Here is a 20433-nt window from a genome sequence, read left to right as displayed (position 1 = left end):
CAACCTCATACAAGGATTTCCGACATGCTGGTCACCCAACAACCCGTGCTGCGCCGCTTCTGGTACGCACTGATGCCGATCTCGATGCTTGACGACGGCCCCAAGCCCTTTACCCTGCTGGGCGAAAACCTGGTGCTGTGGAGGCGTGCCGACGGCAAGCCCGCGGCGCTGCAGGACCGCTGCTGCCACCGCACCGCACGCCTGTCCAAGGGCTGGGTCAACGAGCGCGGCGACATCGTCTGCGGCTACCACGGCTGGGAATACAACTGCTCAGGCAACTGCGTGCGGATTCCGCAGGCACCGGACAACGCCATCCCTTCGGGCGCGAAGGTGCAGGCCTATCACGTGCAGGAGAAATACGGCTACGTGTGGGTGGCGCTGGACGATCCGCTGCAGCCCATTCCCGATTTCCCCGAGGATGGCGACCCCGGCTACCGCCGCATCTTCCAGTTCTACGAGAAGTGGAACACCAGCTCGCTGCGCGTGATGGAGAACGCCTTCGACAACTCGCACTTCAGCTTCGTGCACCGCGCCAACTTCGGTTTGTCCGAGCAGCCCAAGCCGGAGAAATACGACCTGCAGCAGCGCGAGTGGGGCTTCGAGGCGGAAACGCTGGTGCCGATCCGCAATATCGAGGCGGGCCACCGCGTCACCGGCACCACCGAGCCGATCACGCACAGGCATATGTTCAACCGCTGGGACCTGCCGTTCACGCGCCGCTTCGGCTGCACCTATCCCAAGCCCCGGCCGGCACCAGCCGGCGCGACGCCGACGCGCCGCTGCTGTTCGCCAACCAGGTCGAGAAGACCTACCCAACGGCACCGTGGCGCTGGAGCGCGTCAGGCTGGCGATCCAGCCCGGCGAGTTCGTCTCGCTGCTGGGTCCGTCCGGCTGCGGCAAGAGTACCTTGCTCAAGCTGTTTGCCGGCCTGGAAACACCTTCGGCGGGCCATATGCGCTGGTGGGGCAACCCATCCCTCCCCACCGCAACGGACAGTGCCGGCCGCACGCTGGCAATGGTGTTCCAGGAAGCCACGCTGATGCCGTGGGCGCGCGTGGCCGAGAACGTGCGGCTGCCGCTGGACCTGGCCCGCATGCCGCGCGCCGAGGCCGACGAACGCGTGCTGCGCGCGCTGGCGCTGGTGGGGCTGGGCCGCTTTGGCACGGTCTATCCGCGCGAGTTGTCGGGCGGCATGCAGATGCGCGTGTCGATCGCGCGGGCGCTGGCGACCAACCCGGACCTGCTGCTGATGGACGAGCCTTTCGGCGCGCTCGACGAGTTCACCCGCAACAAGCTCGACGCCGACCTGCGCGCGCTGTGGGCCGAGCGCGGCCTCACCGTGGTCTTCGTCACCCACAGCATCTACGAAGCGGTCTACCTGTCGAGCCGCGTGGTGGTGATGGCGGCGCGGCCGGGCCGCGTGATCGCCGACGTGGCCATCGAGGGCCCGGAAGTCCGCGATGAAGCCTTCCGTGTATCGCCCGCCTTCATGCAGTACTGCGCGCAGTTGTCGGCGCTGCTGACGCAGGCCAACACCGGCGTCGACCCTAGCGAGCACTGAACCCGCCAACCGCATCGGTCCCACGGACAACAAGGAATCCCCATGAATCCCCCGCTACTGTCGCGCCCCGCCGTACAGCGCGTGGCTGCCCCGCTTGCCGTCGGCGTGCTGCTGTTGCTGGCCTGGCAGGCGATCTGCACCGCGCTCTGCGTCCCCGCGTACCTGGTGCCCACGCCCACCGCCATCGGCCACGCACTGGTGGAAGACTGGAGCCTGCTGTCCGGCTCGCTATGGGTGACGCTGCGCATCACCATGCTGGCCTTCGCGCTGGCCGTGGTGGTCGGCACCGCCTCGGCGTTCCTCTTCGTGCAGAGCCGGCTGATCGAGGCCAGCCTGTTTCCCTACGCGATCCTGCTCCAGGTAACCCCGGTGGTGGCGATCGCGCCGCTGATCATCATCTGGGTCAAGCAGCCGACGCTGGCGCTAGTGATTTGCGCCACCATGGTGGCCGTGTTCCCGATCATCTCCAACACGGTGCTGGGCCTGCGCAGCGTCAACCCCGGCCTGCTCAACCTGTTCCGCATCAACCGCGCGAGCCGCTGGGATACCTTGCGCCGCCTGCGCATTCCGAGCGCGCTACCCTATTTCTTCGGTGGCCTACGCATCTCCTGCGGCCTGGCGCTGATCGGCGCGGTGGTGGCGGAGTTCGTGGCGGGCACCGGCGGCACGGGTGCGGGGCTGGCTTACCAGATCCTGCAGGCGGGCTTCGCCCTCAATATCCCGCGCCTGTTCGCCGCGCTGTTCCTGATCACGCTGACCGGCGTCGCGTTGTTCGGCGCCATGGTGGTGGTCTCGCGCATGGCGCTGTCCCACTGGCACGAGAGCGAGCTCGCATGACGACAAGCACCATCCTGATCCGTCATGCCACCGCCATCCTGACCGGCCTTGATGGTAACGGTAAGGGTCGGGGCGAGCGCCATGCCGGGCCGGACCTGCGCGTGGCCGGCAGCACCATCGAGGCCATCGGCAAGCTCGCGCCGCGTCCTGGCGAGCAAGTCATCGATGCCACCGACTGCGTGATCTACCCGGCCTGGGTCAACACCCATCATCACCTGTTCCAGTCGCTGCTCAAGGGCGACCCGCCTGGGCTGGACCTGACGCTCACGCCGTGGCTCGGGGCCACGCCGTACCGATTCCGCGCCGCCTTTGACGAAGCCACCTTCCGGCTTGCCGCCCGCATCGGCCTGATCGAACTGGCGCGCAGCGGCTGCGCCACGGTGGCGGACCACAACTATCTCTACTATCCCGGCATGCCCTACGACAGCTCGGCCATCCTGTTCGAGCAAGCCGAGGCGCTGGGGCTGCGCTTTGTGCTGTGCCGTGGCGGCGCCACCCGCACGCGCCAGCTGGAGAGCGACCTGCCGCAGGCGCTGCGCCCCGAAACGCTCGACCAGTTCCTGGGCGATTGCGAACGGCTTACCGCGCGCTACCACCAGCCCGCGCCCGACGCCATGCGGCGCGTGGTGATGGCGCCCACCACGCCGCTCTATTCGATGTCGCCCGAGGAGTTGCGCACCAGCGCGCGCACCGCGCGCCGTCTCGGCATCCGGCTGCACAGCCATTTATCCGAGACGGTGGAATACCAGAATGCCGCGCGCGAGAAGTACCAGACGACACCGGTGGCCTTCTGCGGCGAACATGAATGGCTGGGCTCCGACGTGTGGTTCGCCCACCTGGTGAAACTGGACGCGGACGAAATCCGCCAGCTCGGCGCGACCGGCACGGGTATCGCGCACTGCCCGCAGAGCAACGGCAGGCTGGGCAGCGGCATCGCGGATATCCCGGCGCTGGAGGCCGCCGGCGTGCCGGTGTCGATCGGCGTGGACGGCGCCGCTTCCAACGAGGCGGCCGACATGATTTCCGAGGCGCATGCGGCGTGGCTGCTGCAGCGCGCGCGGCGAGGCCATGGCGCCCGGCCGCGCGCCGAGGGTGGCGACCAGGAAGGCGGCGCCGACGCCGCGCGCGTGGAAGACGTAGTGCGCTGGGGCACGGCGGGCGGCGCGGCGGTACTCGGCCTGGATGCAGTTGGCACGCTGCAGCCGGGCAAGGCGGCCGACCTCGCCATCTACCGGCTCGACGACCCGCGCTGCTTTGGCCTGCACGATCCGGCCATTGCCCCCGTGGCCAGCGGCGGGCGGCCGGCACTGCGCGCACTGCTGGTCGGCGGGCGCGTCGTCGTGGAACATGACGCGATTCCGGGCCTGGACCTTGCCGAACTTGGCGCTGCCGCGCGCGACGCGGTGCGGCGCCTGCAGCAGCGCGCGGCGTAAAGGAAAGAGGAATAATCCGGACGATAAATCCAATGCGCAAGCCATTACCGCTTAAACCGCGGCTTGTTCCAAGCTAGCCGGGGCGCGGGCCAATGTACGCGGCACGCGGGCGGATCAGTTCGGCATTGGCACGCTGCTCCAGCCCGTGCGCGATCCAGCCGATGGCGCGGCCAAGCGCGAACATGCCGAAGGCCGCGCCGGGTGGGAGCCGCAGATGCCGGCGCAGCGCCACCAGTGCGAAATCAATCGACGGCCGCTGCCCCGCCAGCGCGAAAGCGTCGTCGATGAACGCTTGCCATTGCGGGTGATGCGGGAGTATCCGTGCCAGCAGGCCGCTGGCGCGGATATCGCCGGCGGGGTAGAGATGATGGCCGAACCCGGGGAGGTCTTCGCCGCGGGCCAGCCGCTCGCGCAGCTTCGACGCCGGCGGGGCGTCGCCCAGCGCATCCCAGAGTGCCTCCACGCGCGCTGTGGCCCCGCCATGCAGCCCACCAGTCAGCGCGGCCAGTCCGCCGACCACGGACGCGCGCAGGCTGGCGCCGGTGGATGCCACGCAGCGGGCGGTAAAGCTCGACGCGTTCAGCTCATGGTCCGCGCAGAGCACCAGCGCCATGCGGATCAGGTCCGCGCCTTCCTCATCCACTTGCCAGGCATTGGCGCATTGCGCATGGACCGGGGCACTGGCGGGCGACGTGCCAAGCAGGCAGGCGGCCAGCAGGCGCACCAGCACGCCACAGCCCTCGGCAAGGCGTTCCGGTGACCTTTGCCACTGCGCCGTGGGGTCGTCTTCGCTGGCGATGGTAAACAGCGGCAGCAGCGTCTCCTCGCTGCGGCGCCCGGCCAAGGCTGCCTGCATCGCCGCAAGCTGCGCCGGCACAGGCGGCGCGGCGCCAAACGCAGCGTCTGGCGAGCACTGCCACAGCAATGCGGCCACCGCTTCGACCGTGTTCGACGCAGCCAGCGCCACGGCATCGGCGCCCCGGTAATAAAGCCGCCCGTCCTCGATCAAGGTGATCCCCGATTCCAGCACCGGCAACCCCCAGCTCAACGTGGCCTTGGCCACCTCGCGAGGCTTGCGCCCGCGCGTGCGCTGCCCGGCCAGGCGCGCTACGTCGTCCGCGAGATAGCGGCTTTCGCGGTGCGTTTCGCCGTCGTGCGCGTGCAGCAAGCCCCGGCTGACATAGGCATAGAGCGTCTGGCGGGACACGCCGAGCTGGGCGGCGGCTTCGGCGGAAGTCAGGTAACGGGGCATGGGCTTGGGCTTGGACGAACGAAGCGAACGAAGCGGGAGAATCAGCAATAGATTGATTAAGTTAATCAATATTGACTATTAAAACAAGGAGCCTATGCTGCAAAGCACTCAGCCTTGACCCACCCATCACGGAGACCACGCCATGCCAGCCCCTGGAGAATCAGCGCTCTCAGCCAAGCACCCTGCAGGTGCCGCCACCAGCTTCCTTGGCCAGATCTGGCGTAGCGTGCATGGCGACGCCACGTGGCTGGAGCGTATCGCGGTGACCGGCACGGGTGACTTGCCCTCGGCATTCCCCGTCACCGGCCTGGCCACCGCCGTCATCGGCGCCACTGGCCTGGCCGTTGCCGAGCTGATCCACCAGGCCAGTGGGCAAGCGCCGCATGTCGAGGTGGACCGGCGCCTGGCCTCGCTATGGTTCGGCACTTCGCTGCGGCCGCATGGCTGGGCATTGCCACCGCAATGGGATGCGGTGGCCGGCGACTACCGGGCCAAGGACAACTGGATCCGGCTCCATACCAACGCCCCGCATCACCGCGACGCTGCCCTCGCCGTGCTTGGCGTGGCGGCGCGGGCGGACCAGGCCGCCGTGGCCCGGGCCGTGTCCGGATGGGAAGCCAGTGCGCTGGAGGCGGCCATCGTGGAAAGCGGCGGCTGCTCGGCGGCGATGCGCACCGTGGCCGAATGGGCTGCCCATCCGCAGGGCATCGCCGTCACCAGCGAACCGCTATTGCACTGGACGGCCACCGCTGGCGGGCCGCGGCCGGCCTGGGCCATCGCCCCGGATCGCCCGCTGCGCGGCATCCGCGTGCTGGACCTGACCCGGATCCTGGCCGGCCCGGTGGCCACCCGCTTGCTGGCAGGGTTCGGCGCCGACGTACTCCGTATCGACCCGCCCGGCTGGGAAGAGCCGGGTGTCGTGCCGGAAGTGGCGCTCGGCAAGCGCTGCGCCCGGCTCGACCTGAAAAGCGCGGCGGACCGGCAGGTGCTGGAACGGCTGCTGAGCCAGGCCGACGTGATGGTGCACGGCTACCGTCCCGAAGCCCTGGCGCGGCTTGGGCTGGACACGCGGCGGCGCCGCGAGATCAATCCCGCGCTGGTGGATGTGTCGCTCGATGCCTATGGGTGGAGCGGGCCTTGGAAGGGCCGGCGCGGCTTCGACAGCCTGGTCCAGATGAGCACCGGCATTGCCGATGCGGGCGGGCGCGCCGCAGGTCTGGACCGTCCCAAGCCGCTGCCCGTGCAGGCCATCGACCACGCCACCGGCTACCTGATGGCAACAGCGGCCATCCGCGGGCTGGCGCAGCGCCTGGCTACCGGTGCCGGCTGCGCCGTGCGGGCCTCGCTGGCGCGCACGGCGCATCTCCTGGTGGCGGGCGCGGCCCCGCAAGACGGCGCGTCAATGCTGGCCCCCGAAACAGCCCCCGAAGCAGCCCCCGAAACGGCCGCCGACCTGGCCGCCGTCGCCGAGGACACCGCATGGGGCCCGGCACACCGGATCAAGCCGCCCGCCACGGTGCACGGCGCGCCAATGCACTGGGAGCGCCCGGCCGGCAAGCTGGGAACCGCGCTGGCGCAGTGGTAAGCCACGCAGGCTGCCCGCCCCGGCGTGGACGGCTTAGTCGATCTTCGCGCCCGAAGCCTTGATCACCTGTGCCCAGCGCTTGTTCTCGGTGGCAATGGTCTGGCCGAAGGCCTCCGGGCCTTGCCAGGCTGATTCGGCGCCCTGCTGCTCCAGCTTGGCGCGGGTATCGGCTTCGCCCAGCACGGTCTGCAGCGCGCCGGATAGCTTGGCCACCACCTCCTTGGGTGTGCCCGCGGGCGCCAGCATGCCGTAGAAGCCGACCACCTCGAAGTTCTTCAGCCCGGCCTCTTCCATGGTCGGCACGTCAGGCAGGGCCGGCGAGCGGTGCTTGGAGGTGACCGCCAGTGCACGCACTTTGCCGGCCTTGATGTATTGCGTGAACAGCGGGATCGAGTCGGCCATCATCTGCGCTTGGCCGCCCATCACGTCGGTCAGCGCCGGGGCGCTGCCCTTGTACGGAATATGGACGATGAACGTGCCGCTGGCCTGCTTGAACATCTCCGGCATCAGGTGGGAGATGCCGCCGTTGCCGCCCGAGGCAAAATTCAGCTTGCCGGGATTGGCGCGCGCATAGCCAATGAATTCCTTGAGGTTGCGGGCCGGCACATTGTTATTGACCACCATCACCAGCGGAATCAGCGCGGTGCGGGCTACCGGCGCAAAATCCCGCGGCATCGCATACGGCAGCTTGGGATAAAGCGAGCCATTGATGGCCATCTGGCCGGTATTGGCCAGCAACAGCGTGTAACCGTCCGGCGCGGCCTTGGCCACGGCGTCCGAGCCGATATTGCCGGCCGCACCGGCCTTATAGTCCAGCACCACCGACTGGCCCAGGATAGGCTGCAGCTTTTCGGCCAGGATACGGGCGTGCGTGTCGACCGGGCCGCCGGGCGGAAAGCCCACCACCAGGCGGATCGGTTTTTCCGGCCAGGCGGCGCCGGCAGGGGCCGCGCCCAGTGCCAGCGGCAGGCCGGCGCAGGCCAGCAGCGCGTGCAGGAATCGATTATTTAATGTGTACTTCGCCATCAGGTCTTTTCTCCTCGTTTATATTGCGGCCTTGCCTTGCCGGCATCCGCCGGGGCGAGTCCTGCCCGGACCCGTCACTGGACATCCGCGAACACCCGTTATTGTGACGAATTTATTACATGGCGCCATGCTAGAAATCCCTGTGCAGGCTTATGATGCCCTTGCCCGGCAGCGCCATTGCGTCAGCCGCGCGCCCGTCTGGCGCGTTCAGATAGTGGCTGGCCACCGCGCGCCGGCCCCGCATCCGTGCCCGGGCATCAGCCAAGGAAAGCCAACGTGAAACCAACCAACCGAGCCGTAGCCCTGATCCTGTGGGCAGCGCTGTACTTCTGCTCCGGCTACATCTCGCACAAGCTGAACGGCCCGTTCTCCGCCACCGGCTATATCTGGCTGCCGGCCGGCGTGACCGTGGCCGCGTTCATGCTCACGCCGATGCCCCGCTGGCTGCCGGTAGGGCTGGCGTTCTTCGCCGCGCAGATGCTGCTGGGATGGGTGGAGGGGCGCGACACGCTGCGTCTGATGCTGTTCTCGCTCGACGAGATCGGCTTTGCGGCAGTAGCGGTGGCGTTGGTCCGACGCACGCACTTCTCGCTGGAGGGGCTGGCCTTCGTGCGCGGCTTGCTGATCGCCGGGGTGGTCAGCAGCGCTGCCAGCGCCGCGGTGGGCGCGGGCTGGTTCACTATCATGCAGGACGTACCGTTCTGGCGCACCGCGCGCATCTGGGCGTCGGCCGACCTGGTGGGCGTGCTGATCGTCACGCCGGTGCTGGCGGGCTGGTCGCGCTTTCGCGCCATGCGCTCGGGTGGCATGAGCGGCGGCGATTTCCTGTTCGGCCTGGGCGCGTTTGCCGCATTGGTGCTGACCACCTTCTTTATCTTCGATAACAAGAGCCTGGGCCCGCTGCCCAGGGGCGTGGTGTTTGCGCTGACCTATATCCCGCTGTTCTTCGCCGCGGTGGTGACGCTGCTGTGGGGCGGCCGGGGCGGCTCGGTGGCGGTCGCGATCCTGGCGCTGTTCGTGCTGGTCAATACCGGCCAGGGCGACGGCCCGTTTGCCGAGAGCGCGGCCCACCATGGCCGCTCGCTGCTCGAGGCGCAGCTCTACCTGGCCGTGGCCGCCCTGCTGACGCTGCTGATCAGCACGCTGCGGACCAGCCGCGAGCAACTGCACCTGCAGTCGGCGCAGCGCCAGAACGATATCAAGCTGGCCCTGGCGGCCAGCGGCCAGCTGGTCTATTGCCTGGACCCGCGCAGCGGCACGCTGCGCTGGAGCGGCGACGTGGAACGCTCGCTGGGTGTGCGCGAAGATACCTTCGGCAATCTCGACAACGTACTGGCTCACGTGCATGCCGACGACCGGGCCCAGGTGCGCGACCGCTGGCTGCGCGAGTGCGACGGTGACGGGGGTAGCGACGGGGGTAGCGAAACCCGCACCGACCTGCTCTTTCGCCTGATGCTGCCGGCGGGCGACTGCACCATGGTGCTGGATATGAGCGGCCCGCTGCTGGACGGTGACGAGACCGTCGCGATCATTGCCGGCGCATGGCGCCTGCAAGGCGCGGCTGTGATCGAGGAGCGCGACGCAGCATGACGGCTCTCAAGGGCAGCGGCACGGGAGCCCTGCTCATCCACGGCCTGGGCGGCACGCAGTTCGACCTCGGCCCGATGCACAAGGCCCTGCGGCGCGCCGGGGTGGAAACCCACGCGGTGACGCTGCCGGGGCACGCAGGCACGCCCGAGGACCTGGTGCCCGTGCGGGCCGAGCAATGGCTCGACACCGTCACGCAGGCATACGATCAGCTGGCCGGGCAATACGAGACCTTTCACATCATGGGCATGTGCCTTGGCGGGCTTCTGGCCCTGGCGCTGGCCGAGCGCCGGCAGCATCGGTCCACGCCCTGGTACCGCGCGCTGCGGCACCTGGTCTATCACATCCCCACGCTGCCCGCGCGCATGCGGGTGGAGGAAGACGAGCCGTTCGGCATCAAGAACGACCTCGTGCGCGCCATCGTCAAAGCCAAGTTCGAACGCGGCGACAACTTCCACTACCGCTGGGTGCCACTGGCCTGCATCCGCCAAGTGGACCGCCTGCGCGGCTGGGTGCTGGACGGCGCCCACCGCATCGCCTGCCCCACGCTGGTGGTGAACGCGCGTGAGGACGAGCTGACCAGCCTGCGCTCGGCCAACTTCCTGGAAGCCGCGATCCCCGACGTGCGCAAGGTGGTGGTGGAAAACAGCTATCACATGATCTGCGTGGACAACGACCGCGAGCAGGTGGTCAGCAATGTGCTGGATTTCCTCGGCTTCGACCCGGCGCAGGCGCGCCGCCCGGCGCGCGCCCGGGTCGAGGTGCCGATGAGCGAGGAAGCGGTGGCCACCGTGGTCAACGAATACCTGCAGGCCTTGACCAGCGGGCAGTTCGAGGCGCTGTTCCCGCTGCTGGAGCCCGGCGTGCGCTGGCGCCACCAGGGCGAGCATCCACTGGCGGGGAGCTATGACGACCGCGATGCGGTCATCGGCATGTTTGCCAAGCTGGAGGCGCTGGCCGGCAAGACGATACGCATCGCCGTCACCGCGCCGCCGCGCATCGAGGGCGCCACCGCGCAGATCGATGTGGCGGCCTCCTCCGTCATGAACGGCGAGGACTTCCACAGCCAGGGCACGCAAACCCTGCGCATGCGCAACGGGCGCATCTCGGCAGTGACCTTCCGGCCGGCCGACAGCGCCGACAACGCGCTGCCCGCCACCGAGCCCCTGCCGGCGCCCGCGGACTAGAACACGCGGCCCAGCTGCAGGTACAGGTTCCACACCCCGTTCGGCGCCGCGGCAAAGCCGAAGTACAGCGGACCAATGGCGCTGTTGCCGCCAATGAACAGGCTGGCGCTGGTCTTGAACGGCCCGCTGCCAAAGTTCTTGCGCCGCAGCCAGACGTCGCCAGCCTCCAGGCTGGTGCCCACCACGGTGGTGCGCAGCCCGGGCAGGATGAACTCGCGCAGGTCGTTCAGGTAGGTCACGCGCCCGTACAGCAGGTAGTTGCCGGAGAACTGGTCCTGCGCGTAGGCGGAAAGATGCTGGAAGCCGCCCAGCGTGAAGCCCAGCCCGCCGCTGACGCTGTTGTCGCTGCGGTGATCGCCATAGGTGGCCGCGGCCTCCGCGGCCAGGTTCAGCGTGTGGCGGCCGTAGCTGGCGGCCCAGAGCGCCTTGGCATGGCCATCGTTGAAGCGGTTGTCGGTGCCGCCGAAGGCCAGCTCGTTGGTTGCCAGCAGATAGTAGCCGGTGCGCGGGAAGAGCGGATCGTCGAGCTGGTCGATGGTGAGCTGGGCACGCATGGTGGGCTGGCGCACACGGGCCTGGGAGAATAGCCGGCCGGTGCCGATGGGCAGGTTATAGACGGCCGAGTAGTTGACCTGCTGGTAGTTCACGCCCGCCCGGAACTCGCCCAGCCGGCCCAGCGGCACACCCAGGTCCAGGCCCGCGACGGCCGTGTCGATCCGGAAGGCGGTGATCGGGTCGGTATTGCGGTTGGGCGCGGTGTCGCCATAGAGATCGACGCGCTTGCGCCCGTATTCCACATAGGGCGCGACATAGAAGCCCAGCCGGTCGAATACCGGCTGGCGCAGCTCGGTGCGCCACTTGGCCTGGGTGCTGCCCAGCACGATGTCATTGCGCCATTCCAGCCCGCCAGGCGTGATCCATGGATAACGATGCCCCAGCTGCAGGTTGAACCCGCCCTGGCCATTGAAGGTATTGGATACGCCGAAGCCGAACAGCAGGAACTGCGGGCCCCAGGATTTCTGTTGCGCCTCGACCTTCAGCACATTGCGCCCGTCTTCCGTGACCAGCTCTTGCGTCACGCTCTCGAAGTCGCCCGAGGTGGAGAGCTGCGCCATCTCGCGGTTGAGCGTGACTGCGTCGTAGGTGTCCCCCTCGTTCACGCCCAGGTACTTGCGCACGAAGCTGGCCGGGATCCGGCCTTCCGACCGGATCTGGATACCATCGATGCGCACCGGGCCGGCCACCGCCTGGCTGCCCTTGCGCGCCGCCAGGTAGCTTTGCCAGGCGTCCGCCGGCAGCGTCAGCGATGCCAGCCGGGGCTCGGCCGCCAGCACCGCGTTCCAGCCGCCCTGGATGCCGTCGTTGGCGCGCGAGAAGTCGGTGAAGGACAAGTCGCCCAACTGGGGCTCGATCAGCACGTCGCCTGGCTTGAGCAGCGCCTTTTGCACGGCGACGTTCTGGTTGGTCAGGATGGTGACCATCTGCTGCGTCACCGCCGCCGGCGAGTCCAGGTTGGCGGGATCATCCAGTGGCGAGGCGATATTGACCGCGATGATCACGTCGGCACCCATGTCGCGCGCGAGCTGCACCGGCAGGTTGCTGACCAGCCCGCCATCGACCAGCACGCGCCCGTTCACCTTGATCGGCGCGAACAAGCCCGGCACGGCCACGCTGGCGCGGATGGCGCGCGGCAGCGAGCCGTGGTCCAGCACGACCGGGGCCCCGGTGCCCAGGTCGGTGGCAATGGTGCGAAACGGCGTTGGCAGCTTGTCGAAGGCGCCGTCGGCCGGCAGGTGCGGGGTCAGGTTTTGCAGCAGCGCCAGCAGGCGGTTGCCCTGTACCAGGCCGGTGGGCAGCTTGATCTTGCCGTCGCCGTAGCCGGCCGAGATGCCGATCGGGTATTGGAGGTCGTCCTCGCGCTGCGCCTGCGGCAGTTCGGCGCGCTCGTTGCGGTCGAAGGCGATATCGCTCAGGTTGGTATGCGACAGCTTGGCCTCCAGTTCGCCCGCCGACAAGCCGCTGGCGTACAAGCCGCCCACCACCGCGCCCATGCTGGTGGCCGCGATGCAGTCGATCGGCACGTGCATTTTCTCCAGCGCCCGGATCACGCCGATATGCGCGTAGCCGCGCGCACCGCCGCCGGACAGCACCAGGCACACGCGCGCCCGCTTGCCCGGCTCGGGAGCGGGGGCGGCTTCAGCGGCGGCTTCAACGGTGGATGGCGTGGCAGGCTGCGCAGGGTGGTCGGCGGCCCTGCCGGCCTGCGGTGCCAAGGCTAGCGCTGCCAGTGCAAGCAGCATCGGCAACGCCTGAAAACCGGACACCAGCGAGCGCAAGCGGCGCGCGGCGCATGAAAGAGAGCGGGACATGGACAAACCGCGGCAAGACGGGACAAGACGGTGAAATCGCCGCGCAGAGTTGGCGGGGAAGGTCGTCACGATAGGGCAATTGCCCGCCCTTGAACAGCGGCGCATGCGCCGGCGGAGTGCCGGCCACCTAAGCTGCGCGGCTGCGGCTGCCCCCTTGCGCCGAGCCGCCGCGCGGCTCAACCGTGCGAAATCTCGGCGCAGGGCAGCTTGATCCACATTCTACGAGCCAGGGTAAACGTATGCTGAATACAACAAAGCGGACGGACTGAAACGCCACGACCGCCCGCGCCTCCCGGCGCGGACAACCGCCGTCCTAGCCCTCGTTCTGCCAACCCAGCCCCAGTGCTTTTTGCAACGACACGAAGTCCTTGATCAGGTTGGCATCGCCGGCGATCCGATCCTGCTGCGCGCGTACCCGGGTGCGTTCGACATCCAGCCAGTCAAGCATGCTCGCCGTACCGGCGCGATAGCGCTGCTGGGTCAACACGGAGGCGCGTTCGGCGGAGGCCTCCACCCGGCGCAGCAGGACCACGTTCTCGCGCTGGTGCCCGAAGCGGGACAAGGCCACATCGGCATCGCGCAGCGCCTTCAGGACCACGCTCTCGTAGGCTGCCTCGGCATTGTCGCGTCCTGCCTGCGCACCGTCCACGCTGGCGGCAACCCGGCCGAAATCCAGCGCGTTCCACTGCAGCCGCGGCAAGGCGAGCCAGGTAGCGTTGTCCTTGCGGACCAGGTGGCCGGGGTCCATCGCGCTGTAGCCCAGGGAGCCGAACAGCGACAGCTTGGGGAACCAGTCGGCCTTGCGCGCGCCGATCTGCGCGTTCTGCGAGGCCAAGGTGCGCTCTGCCGCGCGGATGTCCGGCCGCGCCTTGAGCAGCGCGGCCGGGTTGCCGACGGACACCGTCGCCGGCAACGTGGGCAGCGGCCGTTGCGAGCCGAGTTCGCCATCCAGTGCGCCGGGGGCGCGGCCCGTGAGTACCGCAAGTTCATCGAACGACGCCGTGATCTGCGCCTCGATGGGCGCGCTCTGCGAGCGGGTGCCCTCCACCTGGGTCAGCAGCCGCTCCACTTCCAGCTCCGATGCCACGCCGCGTTCGCGCCGTTGCTGCGTCAGTTCCAGCATGTCGGCTTCCAGCTTTTCCGAGGCGCGCAGGTGCGTCAGGCGCGCCTGCTGCTCGCGCAGGCCGACGTAGGCTTGGGCGACCTCGGCCGCCAGTTGCACGTGGGCGTCCGCTAGCTGTTCCGCGGCAGCGTCCGCCTGCGCCGAGGCCGCCTCGATGGCACGCCGCGTCCCGCCAAAGAGATCGATCTCCCAGCTAGCATCGAAGTTGGCAAGATAGAGCGCCATCGGTCCGCGGCCGCCCGATGATGCGCCGCCGGAAAGCGAAGACAGATTCGGCGAGCGCGTGCGCAGCGTGGCGGCGGTTGCCCCCACCTTGGGGAGCGCATCGGCTTGCTGCCCGCGCAGGCCGGCGCGCGCCTGCCGCACGCTGGCCTGCGCCGCACGAATGTCCGGGCTATGCGCCAGCGCGGTTTCTATCAGTGCATCCAGCTGGGGATCGCCCAGCGCGCGCCACCAGCTTGCGACGCGCGGCGCGTCCGGCCCGGTACTTTGCGGGGCATGGGGAAATGCCGCGGCGCGCATGGCGTCGGCGGCGACTTCAGGCGCGCCGTGATAGTCCGGCCCGACCGCGCAGCCGGTCATGGCAAACGCCAGCGCGGCGCTGAGGGAGACCGCGCACAGCCGGCAAGGGCCCGGCAGCGCCGCCGCGCTGGACGAGATGTGCTCCTGCCCGATCGCGCTGATCACGGCGTCGTGATACGTATTGCGGCGGTCGATCAGCGTGCCAAGCAGCGCGAGCCCGACCGAGCCGCCCAGGTTGCGGGCCATGTTGTACAGGCCAGCCGCGTCGCCCGCCTCATGGGTGGCGACAGCCGCCATCGATGCCTGGTTGAGCGGCATCATCGCCAGGATCTGCCCGAAGCCGCGCAGGATCTGCGAGCCGATGAAGTCGTGCCCGACGCTTTGCGCCGTGAGCGAGATATCCAGCATGCAGCTGCCAAAGAAACACAACAGCCCGGTGATGACGAGCCAGCGGCTATCGAACTTGCCAAGAATGCGGGGCAGGACCGGCATCATCAGGAATGCCGGAAGACCGGACAGCAGCATGATCGAGCCGGCCTGCTCCGCGTTGTATCCGGCGATGGTGGCGAGGAACTGTGGCAACAGGTAAGACACGCCGTAGAGCCCGGCGCCAACCGTCGAGACGATCAGGATGACGCTGGCGTAGTTCTTGTTGAGCAGCAGCCGCAGCCGTACGATCGGCGTCTTCGCCGTGAACTGGCCAACGACCATCATCAGGATGCCGGCCGCGCAGAGCAGCGCTAGCCATGCGATCGTCGGCGATTCGAACCAGCGCTCGCGCTGCCCTCCTCCAGCACCACCGTGAGCGAGCTCAGGCCGATGGCCAGCCCCGCGATGCCGAGCCAGTCCGCCTTGACGAACGCCTGCAGGCTCGCGCGCTCCGGCTTCAGGCCAAGATAGAGCAGCGTCACCAGCGCCACCGAGATCGGCAGGTTCAGGAAAAAGCACCAGCGCCAGTCGGCGTTCTCGGTCAGCCAGCCGCCAACCACCGGGCCCAGCAATGGGCCGAGCAGGACGATCAGGCCGAACGCCGACATGCCGATCGGCATCTGGTGCCTGGGCAAGCGCGTGCGGATGATGGTCTGCGCGGTCGGGATCATGGCGCCGCCGGCGAAGCCTTGGCCAATGCGGCCGATGACCATCCCGGCCAAGCTGTGGGATAGCCCGCACATCATCGAGAACGCGGTGAACAGGATCGCGTTCCACATCAGGAAGCGCCGCAGCCCGAACACGCGCGTGAGCCACGCGGCGAGCGGGATGATCACGATCTCCGACATCAGGTAGCCCGTGGAGATCCACGTGCCCTCCGTGCCCGCGGCGCCGATCTGCCCCTGGATCTGCGGCAACGCCGAGTTGGTGATCGAGATGTCGAGCGTGGCGAGCAGCGCGCCGAGCGAGCCGGCCGCGACGGCGATCCAGTCGGCGCTGGAGGCATTGGAGACCTTGGAGACCTTGGAGACCTTGGGCGCTGCTGGCGCGGATGCCGGGTTGCCCCCGGAGCGCAGCGCCTCAGCCACGCGCGCCTCCGGCCGGCGCCTGCGCTTGCGTGGAGGCCGCGTGGCGCGTATCGACCTCTACCGTCACCGACAGCCCCGGCACCAGCGCCCTGCGCGCCTCGCCCGACACATCCAGGTGGATGCGCACCGGCACGCGCTGCACGATCTTGGTGAAATTGCCGGTGGCGTTCTGGGCGGGCAGCAGGGCGAACTGGGAACCCGTGCCGGGCGACAGGCTTTCGACGGTGCCGTGCAGATCGGCATCCGGCAGCGCGTCGACATGGATCGTCACGGGCTGGCCCGGGATCATGTGGCCGACCTGCGTTTCCTTGAAGTTGGCGTTCAGGTAGAGATCCTGCAGCGGCACGATCGTCAGGAGCCGGGTGCCCGGCTGTGCGAACTGCCCGACGCGCACGGCGCGATCCGCGACGCGGCCGGCCAAGGTGCTGCGCACCAACGTATCTTGCATGTCGAGCTGAGCGCGGCGCGCACTCGCCTCGGCCACCGCCAGTTGCGCGCGCGCCTGCTGCAGCTTTGCCTGCAGCGTGAGCGTCTGGCTCTGGGCGGCGCGCAAGGCAGCCTCGTTGGCTTGCTGCGTCGTGGCGGCGCGTGTCTGCGCGTTGCGCAGCTCGGCGGTCCGCTCCTCCGTCTCGGCGCCCGACTTGACCAGTGGCGCATAGCGATCCACCTGCGATGCTGCGTAGCGCACATTGGCCCGCGCCCCGTCGAGTTCGGCCTTGGCCTGCGCGATATTGGCCTGCTGCTGCGCAAGGTCCGCCTCGCTACGCGCCACGTCGGCCTGGCGCGAGGCAACGGTCGCCGTGGCCTCGTCCAGCGCGGCCTGGTACTGACGGCTGTCGAGCCTTGCCAACGCCTGCCCAATGACGACCGTCTGGTTATCGCGCACCAGGACTTCAGCAATATAGCCGCCCACCTTCGGCGCCACCGTCACGCTGTCGGCCTGCAGATAGGCGTCATCGGTAGTCTCCATGAAGCGGCCCACCGTCCACCAGTGCCCGCCCCAGGCCGCCGCACCCACCAGCACGCCGCCAGCCAGGAAAAGCAGCACCGTGCGGCGGCGATTGCGCACCGCAGGCTTGACTGGGGTCGACGTGGCTTCGCCCCGTAGCAGTGGGTCGGCAGGCGAATCAACGGGTGCAGCGGTGGACATGGGGGCTCCAAATTATTCCAATCGGAACAATTATTCCAGTTGGTCAAAATGTGTCAAGTGATATATTTCTCTCCTGGCACGATCTCAAGGATGGCGACGAAACCCATGGCACGACACCGACCGGCCGCCGAAGGCGGCTACCAGAGAGGCGAGGAAACGCGCCTGCGCATCGTCGAGGCGGCGCTGCGACTCTTCGGGGAACGGGGATTCGAGGGGGCGTCGACACGCGACATTGCGAAAGAGGCCGGCGTCAATGCGCCTGCGCTGCAGTACTACTTCGACAACAAGGAAGGGGTCTACATTGCGTGCGTGGAGCATTTCGTCGCACGCATCTGGGAGCATCTGGCCGCGCCGGTGAGCGCGGCGCAAGCGGCATTGGCCAACCCCGACGCCAATGACACGGACTTGATCGAGGCATACCTGGGACTCCAGGGCTGCTTCGTCTCGTTCCTGAGCGATTCACCCGAGGCGCGCGACTGGCAACGCTTCATGGCACGCGAACGCGCGGGCCTTGGTCCGCCGGCTGCCTTCGCGGTGATCGACGAACGCCTCAACCGCCGCTTGTTTCCCGTGACCGCGTCAATCGTCGGCCGGCTGACCGGACGCGAGCCGACCGATGCGCTGACCAGGATCCGGACCATCGCGATAGACAGCCAGGTTGCCGTGTTCCGCATGTTGCGCCGGAACGTGCTCAGCGCCCTCGAATGGGAGACGATTGGCCCTGAAGAGATGGCCCAGCTCGGGGACGTGATTTTTGAGCATACGAGGGTCCTGCTGCTGGCCTTTGTCGCCGCGCGCGACGCGCGCAAAGGCGCCGCCCGCCGCTAAGGCGGGCAGGCAGCGAGCGGGCCGCTGCGCGAAAGCCGGCAACTAACGCCGCGCGGCCCCCTACTCCAGCTTGATCCCCGCCGACTTGATCAATGGCCCCCACTTGGCCACCTCGGCATCGATAAAACGCGCGAACGATGCACTGTCGCCCACCTCGGGCTGCAGCCCGAGGCCAATCAGCTTGCTGCGCGTCTGCGCATCGGCCAGCACCGCGCTGGCATCCCGGTTGAGCTGCTGCACGACGGCCGGCGGCGTGCCCGCCGGCGCCATCAGCCCGAACCAGCCGTAACCCACCACGCCGGGATACCCTTGTTCGCCAAACGTGGGCGCGTCCGGATACACCGGCGTGCGCTGCTCGGCGGACACTGCGATCACGCGCAGCTTGCCGGCCTTGATAAAGGGCAGCGCGGTAGTGATGGCGGTCAGCGTGGCGTCGACCCGGTCCGCGAGCAACTCCGTGTAGGCCGTGGAATCGCCACGGTAATGCACATTCAGGCCCTTGAACTTCGCCTGGGCGGCGAAGAGCTCGGCAGTCAGGTGCGGCCCCGAGCCGATGCCCGGCGAGGCGAATGTCACGCCGTCCTTCTTCCCGCGCGCCATGCGCACGAAATCCGCGACCGTGCGCACTGGCGAATCAGCGTTGACGACCAGGAATAACGGCCCGAGCACGCGCGGCCCTACCGCCACGAAGTCCTTGTGGATGTCGTAATGCTGGGAGAGCCCCGCCGCTGTATTGATGGCAAACGGTGCCGCCGCCCACAGCAGCGTGTAGCCGTCCGGGGTGGCGCGGGCGATCTGCTCGTTGGCCACCCGCGTGCCAGCGCCTGGCTTGTTCTCCACCACGAACTGCTGCTTGTACTTGCGGCTGAGCCCCTCGCTGAGCAGGCGCGCCGAGATGTCGTTGGAGCCGCCCGGGCCGTAGGGCGAGACCAGGCGCACCGGGCGCGACGGATATTCCTGGGCATGCACGGGCGCCAGCGCACCGCAGCCCACGGCCAACAGCATGGCGTTGCCGGCCAGGCGCAGCACTTGCCTGCGCTTGTGTGAATTCGGTGTCATGACGGCTCCTTGGCCGAAGCGGCCGCACCCGCCAGCGGACGGATTGGCGGATAGACAAAGGTCTTGTCGAGATGCGCGGGCTGGGGCACGTAGAGCCGCAGCGTCACGTAGAACGCGCCTGCGGGCGCGGGCAGCCAGTTGCCTTCGTCCGCCGGGTCAGCCGGTGGCGTGGCCGACAGGCGCAGCCGCAGGCTGCCGTCCGGCGCGTAGCGCAGGCTGGGCGAGCGGTCGCCCAGCGAGTAGCGCCCCAGCGCGTTGTCGACCAGCATGCAGTCCTCCTTGCCGTACATGGTGAGCGACCAGAACGCGCCCACCTGCGGCAGCGCATCGGCCGGGAAGGCCAGTTCGTAGCCGACGCGGCCATCGAGCGGCGCGCCTTCGCTGTCGCGGTCGGCCATCACGTACATCGCCTCTTGCACGCCGAGCGCGCCGATATAGTTGCGCGCTACCAGCGCGCGCTCGGCGAATTGCGTGCCGAACGATTCGCGGATTTCCACCGGCAGGGTCCAGCCGCCGCCGAGGTCGGACGGCAGCGGCGTCGCCAGTTCGGCGAGCACGGCCTGGATGGCCTCGCCCAGGCGGGCGAGTGCGTCATCGCCAAGCGCAGCCGCATCGCAATCCGCGCCAATGCCCAATGGCGCAAAGCCCGCCACCAGTCCAGCCTCAGCCGGCGGCGGCGGGTTCTCGCGCAGCGCCTGGTTGACCACCTCGGCATAGCGGCGCGGATCGCCCAGATGCTCGCCAGGCTGCATGCGGACATCGAAGGCCCGTGCGGCGCTCGCGCCGGCCAGCGTGCTCAGGCGGAACTGGTCCTGCAGCGCATGCACGGCCGGCAGGTCGGCTTCGCCATCCACCAGCACGCGGCCGAGCAGCCACACCGCATCCGTGGGGCAAGCGATGGCGGTGGCGTCAGCCGGCACGTCGCCCTGCCAGCGCGGGCCATGCAGCAGGAAGCGGCCGCGCCCGTTGCCCGTTGTGCGGGTGCCGATATAGCCGAAGGGATTGGTATAGAAATCAAGCAGGCCGAGTACGTAGTAACGGCCTGCGCTGTCAGGCACGTCCAGCAGCAGCGGCCCTTGCGACAGGTCCATCCAGGCGTTGCTGTAAAGCGTGTCGTTGTTGGGCGTGACCACCTGCCGATGCTGCGGGCCAAGCAGCTGGCGCGTGTGAATGAAATGATTGATCCAGCGCACCGGGGCATCGGGCTGCTGCGCGGCAAACGCTCCCGCGCTGTTGCGGCGCGGGCAGGTGGCGGCGCGCATGCGCGCCATTTCGTAAAGGGGCAGCGTGTAGCGGATGGCTTCGTGGACGGGCGCGGCGGGCGCGGCGGGCGCGGCGGGCGCGGCGGGCGCTGAGGATACGGTCTGGTACATGGTGGCTTCCATAACTTGGTTGAC

Annotated in this window: 14 protein-coding genes and 2 pseudogenes; 8 read left to right on the top strand and 8 right to left on the bottom strand. The window is 68.6% G+C overall.

Annotated elements, in window-relative coordinates; genetic code table 11:
* Window positions 1-24: 24 nt before the first annotated feature.
* The 4 genes and pseudogenes from OR16_RS44510 to OR16_RS10245 all read left to right on the top strand — a co-directional run.
* Window positions 25-738: pseudogene (locus tag OR16_RS44510) on the top strand (Rieske 2Fe-2S domain-containing protein); the annotation flags it as partial.
* 85 nt (window positions 739-823) lie between these two features.
* Window positions 824-1561, top strand: coding sequence for an ABC transporter ATP-binding protein (locus OR16_RS44505; RefSeq protein WP_006157899.1), 738 nt, complete (start codon window positions 824-826; stop codon window positions 1559-1561).
* A gap of 42 nt (window positions 1562-1603) precedes the next feature.
* On the top strand, window positions 1604-2398 hold the full coding sequence (locus OR16_RS10250) for an ABC transporter permease (protein WP_006157898.1): 795 nt from the start codon (window positions 1604-1606) through the stop codon (window positions 2396-2398).
* Window positions 2395-3831: an amidohydrolase family protein gene (locus OR16_RS10245; RefSeq protein ID WP_006157897.1), complete on the top strand. Its 1437-nt coding sequence runs from the start codon at window positions 2395-2397 to the stop codon at window positions 3829-3831. The genes OR16_RS10250 and OR16_RS10245 overlap by 4 nt, the downstream gene beginning before the upstream one ends.
* Window positions 3832-3904: 73 nt before the next feature.
* Here OR16_RS10245 and OR16_RS10240 read toward each other — a convergent pair whose 3' ends face one another.
* Complete coding sequence (locus OR16_RS10240; protein ID WP_006157896.1) at window positions 3905-5083, bottom strand: citrate synthase family protein; 1179 nt, start codon at window positions 5081-5083, stop codon at window positions 3905-3907.
* Window positions 5084-5225: 142 nt separating this feature from the next.
* Here OR16_RS10240 and OR16_RS10235 point away from each other — a divergent pair, with 142 nt between their 5' ends.
* Window positions 5226-6668, top strand: a complete 1443-nt coding sequence (locus OR16_RS10235; protein WP_006157895.1) for a CoA transferase — start codon at window positions 5226-5228, stop codon at window positions 6666-6668.
* Window positions 6669-6701: 33 nt separating this feature from the next.
* Here the strand turns inward: OR16_RS10235 and OR16_RS10230 are convergent, their stop codons facing one another.
* A complete protein-coding gene (locus OR16_RS10230) occupies window positions 6702-7694 on the bottom strand; it encodes a Bug family tripartite tricarboxylate transporter substrate binding protein (RefSeq protein ID WP_006157894.1) in 993 nt (330 codons plus the stop codon).
* Window positions 7695-7970: 276 nt separating this feature from the next.
* Here OR16_RS10230 and OR16_RS10225 point away from each other — a divergent pair, with 276 nt between their 5' ends.
* Window positions 7971-9284, top strand: coding sequence for an MASE1 domain-containing protein (locus OR16_RS10225; protein ID WP_006157893.1), 1314 nt, complete (start codon window positions 7971-7973; stop codon window positions 9282-9284).
* A complete protein-coding gene (locus OR16_RS10220; protein ID WP_006157892.1) occupies window positions 9281-10468 on the top strand; it encodes an alpha/beta fold hydrolase in 1188 nt (395 codons plus the stop codon). Before OR16_RS10225 ends, OR16_RS10220 begins: the two co-directional genes overlap by 4 nt.
* On the opposite strand, the gene OR16_RS10215 is transcribed toward OR16_RS10220, so the two are convergent.
* The 4 genes and pseudogenes from OR16_RS10215 to OR16_RS10200 form a co-directional block, all read right to left on the bottom strand.
* Window positions 10465-12768 (bottom strand): patatin-like phospholipase family protein, encoded by a 2304-nt coding sequence (locus OR16_RS10215; RefSeq protein WP_006157891.1) that lies wholly within the window; start codon window positions 12766-12768, stop codon window positions 10465-10467. The genes OR16_RS10220 and OR16_RS10215 overlap by 4 nt on opposite strands.
* A 382-nt stretch (window positions 12769-13150) precedes the next feature.
* The gene (locus OR16_RS10210; RefSeq protein ID WP_050982933.1) at window positions 13151-14542 is read right to left on the bottom strand and encodes an efflux transporter outer membrane subunit; all 1392 of its coding nucleotides are present in this window, start codon (window positions 14540-14542) and stop codon (window positions 13151-13153) included.
* A gap of 57 nt (window positions 14543-14599) precedes the next feature.
* Window positions 14600-15897: pseudogene (locus OR16_RS44500) on the bottom strand (MDR family MFS transporter); the annotation flags it as partial.
* 94 nt (window positions 15898-15991) lie between these two features.
* Complete coding sequence (locus OR16_RS10200) at window positions 15992-17149, bottom strand: HlyD family secretion protein (protein WP_006157888.1); 1158 nt, start codon at window positions 17147-17149, stop codon at window positions 15992-15994.
* 90 nt (window positions 17150-17239) lie between these two features.
* Between OR16_RS10200 and OR16_RS10195 the strand changes: the two genes are divergently transcribed.
* Window positions 17240-17977: a CerR family C-terminal domain-containing protein gene (locus OR16_RS10195; RefSeq protein WP_237717005.1), complete on the top strand. Its 738-nt coding sequence runs from the start codon at window positions 17240-17242 to the stop codon at window positions 17975-17977.
* Window positions 17978-18037: 60 nt separating this feature from the next.
* Here OR16_RS10195 and OR16_RS10190 read toward each other — a convergent pair whose 3' ends face one another.
* Both OR16_RS10190 and OR16_RS10185 read right to left on the bottom strand, forming a co-directional pair.
* Window positions 18038-19036 (bottom strand): Bug family tripartite tricarboxylate transporter substrate binding protein, encoded by a 999-nt coding sequence (locus OR16_RS10190; protein WP_006157886.1) that lies wholly within the window; start codon window positions 19034-19036, stop codon window positions 18038-18040.
* Window positions 19033-20409, bottom strand: coding sequence for a DUF1254 domain-containing protein (locus OR16_RS10185; protein WP_100227861.1), 1377 nt, complete (start codon window positions 20407-20409; stop codon window positions 19033-19035). Before OR16_RS10185 ends, OR16_RS10190 begins: the two co-directional genes overlap by 4 nt.
* Window positions 20410-20433: the final 24 nt, after the last annotated feature.

It is taken from the genome of Cupriavidus basilensis OR16, from assembly GCF_000243095.1.
GTDB classification, from domain to species: Bacteria; Pseudomonadota; Gammaproteobacteria; order Burkholderiales; family Burkholderiaceae; genus Cupriavidus; species Cupriavidus basilensis_D.
The sequence above is the reverse complement of the archived record's forward strand: the minus strand, read 5'-3'. Positions and strand labels throughout refer to the sequence as shown.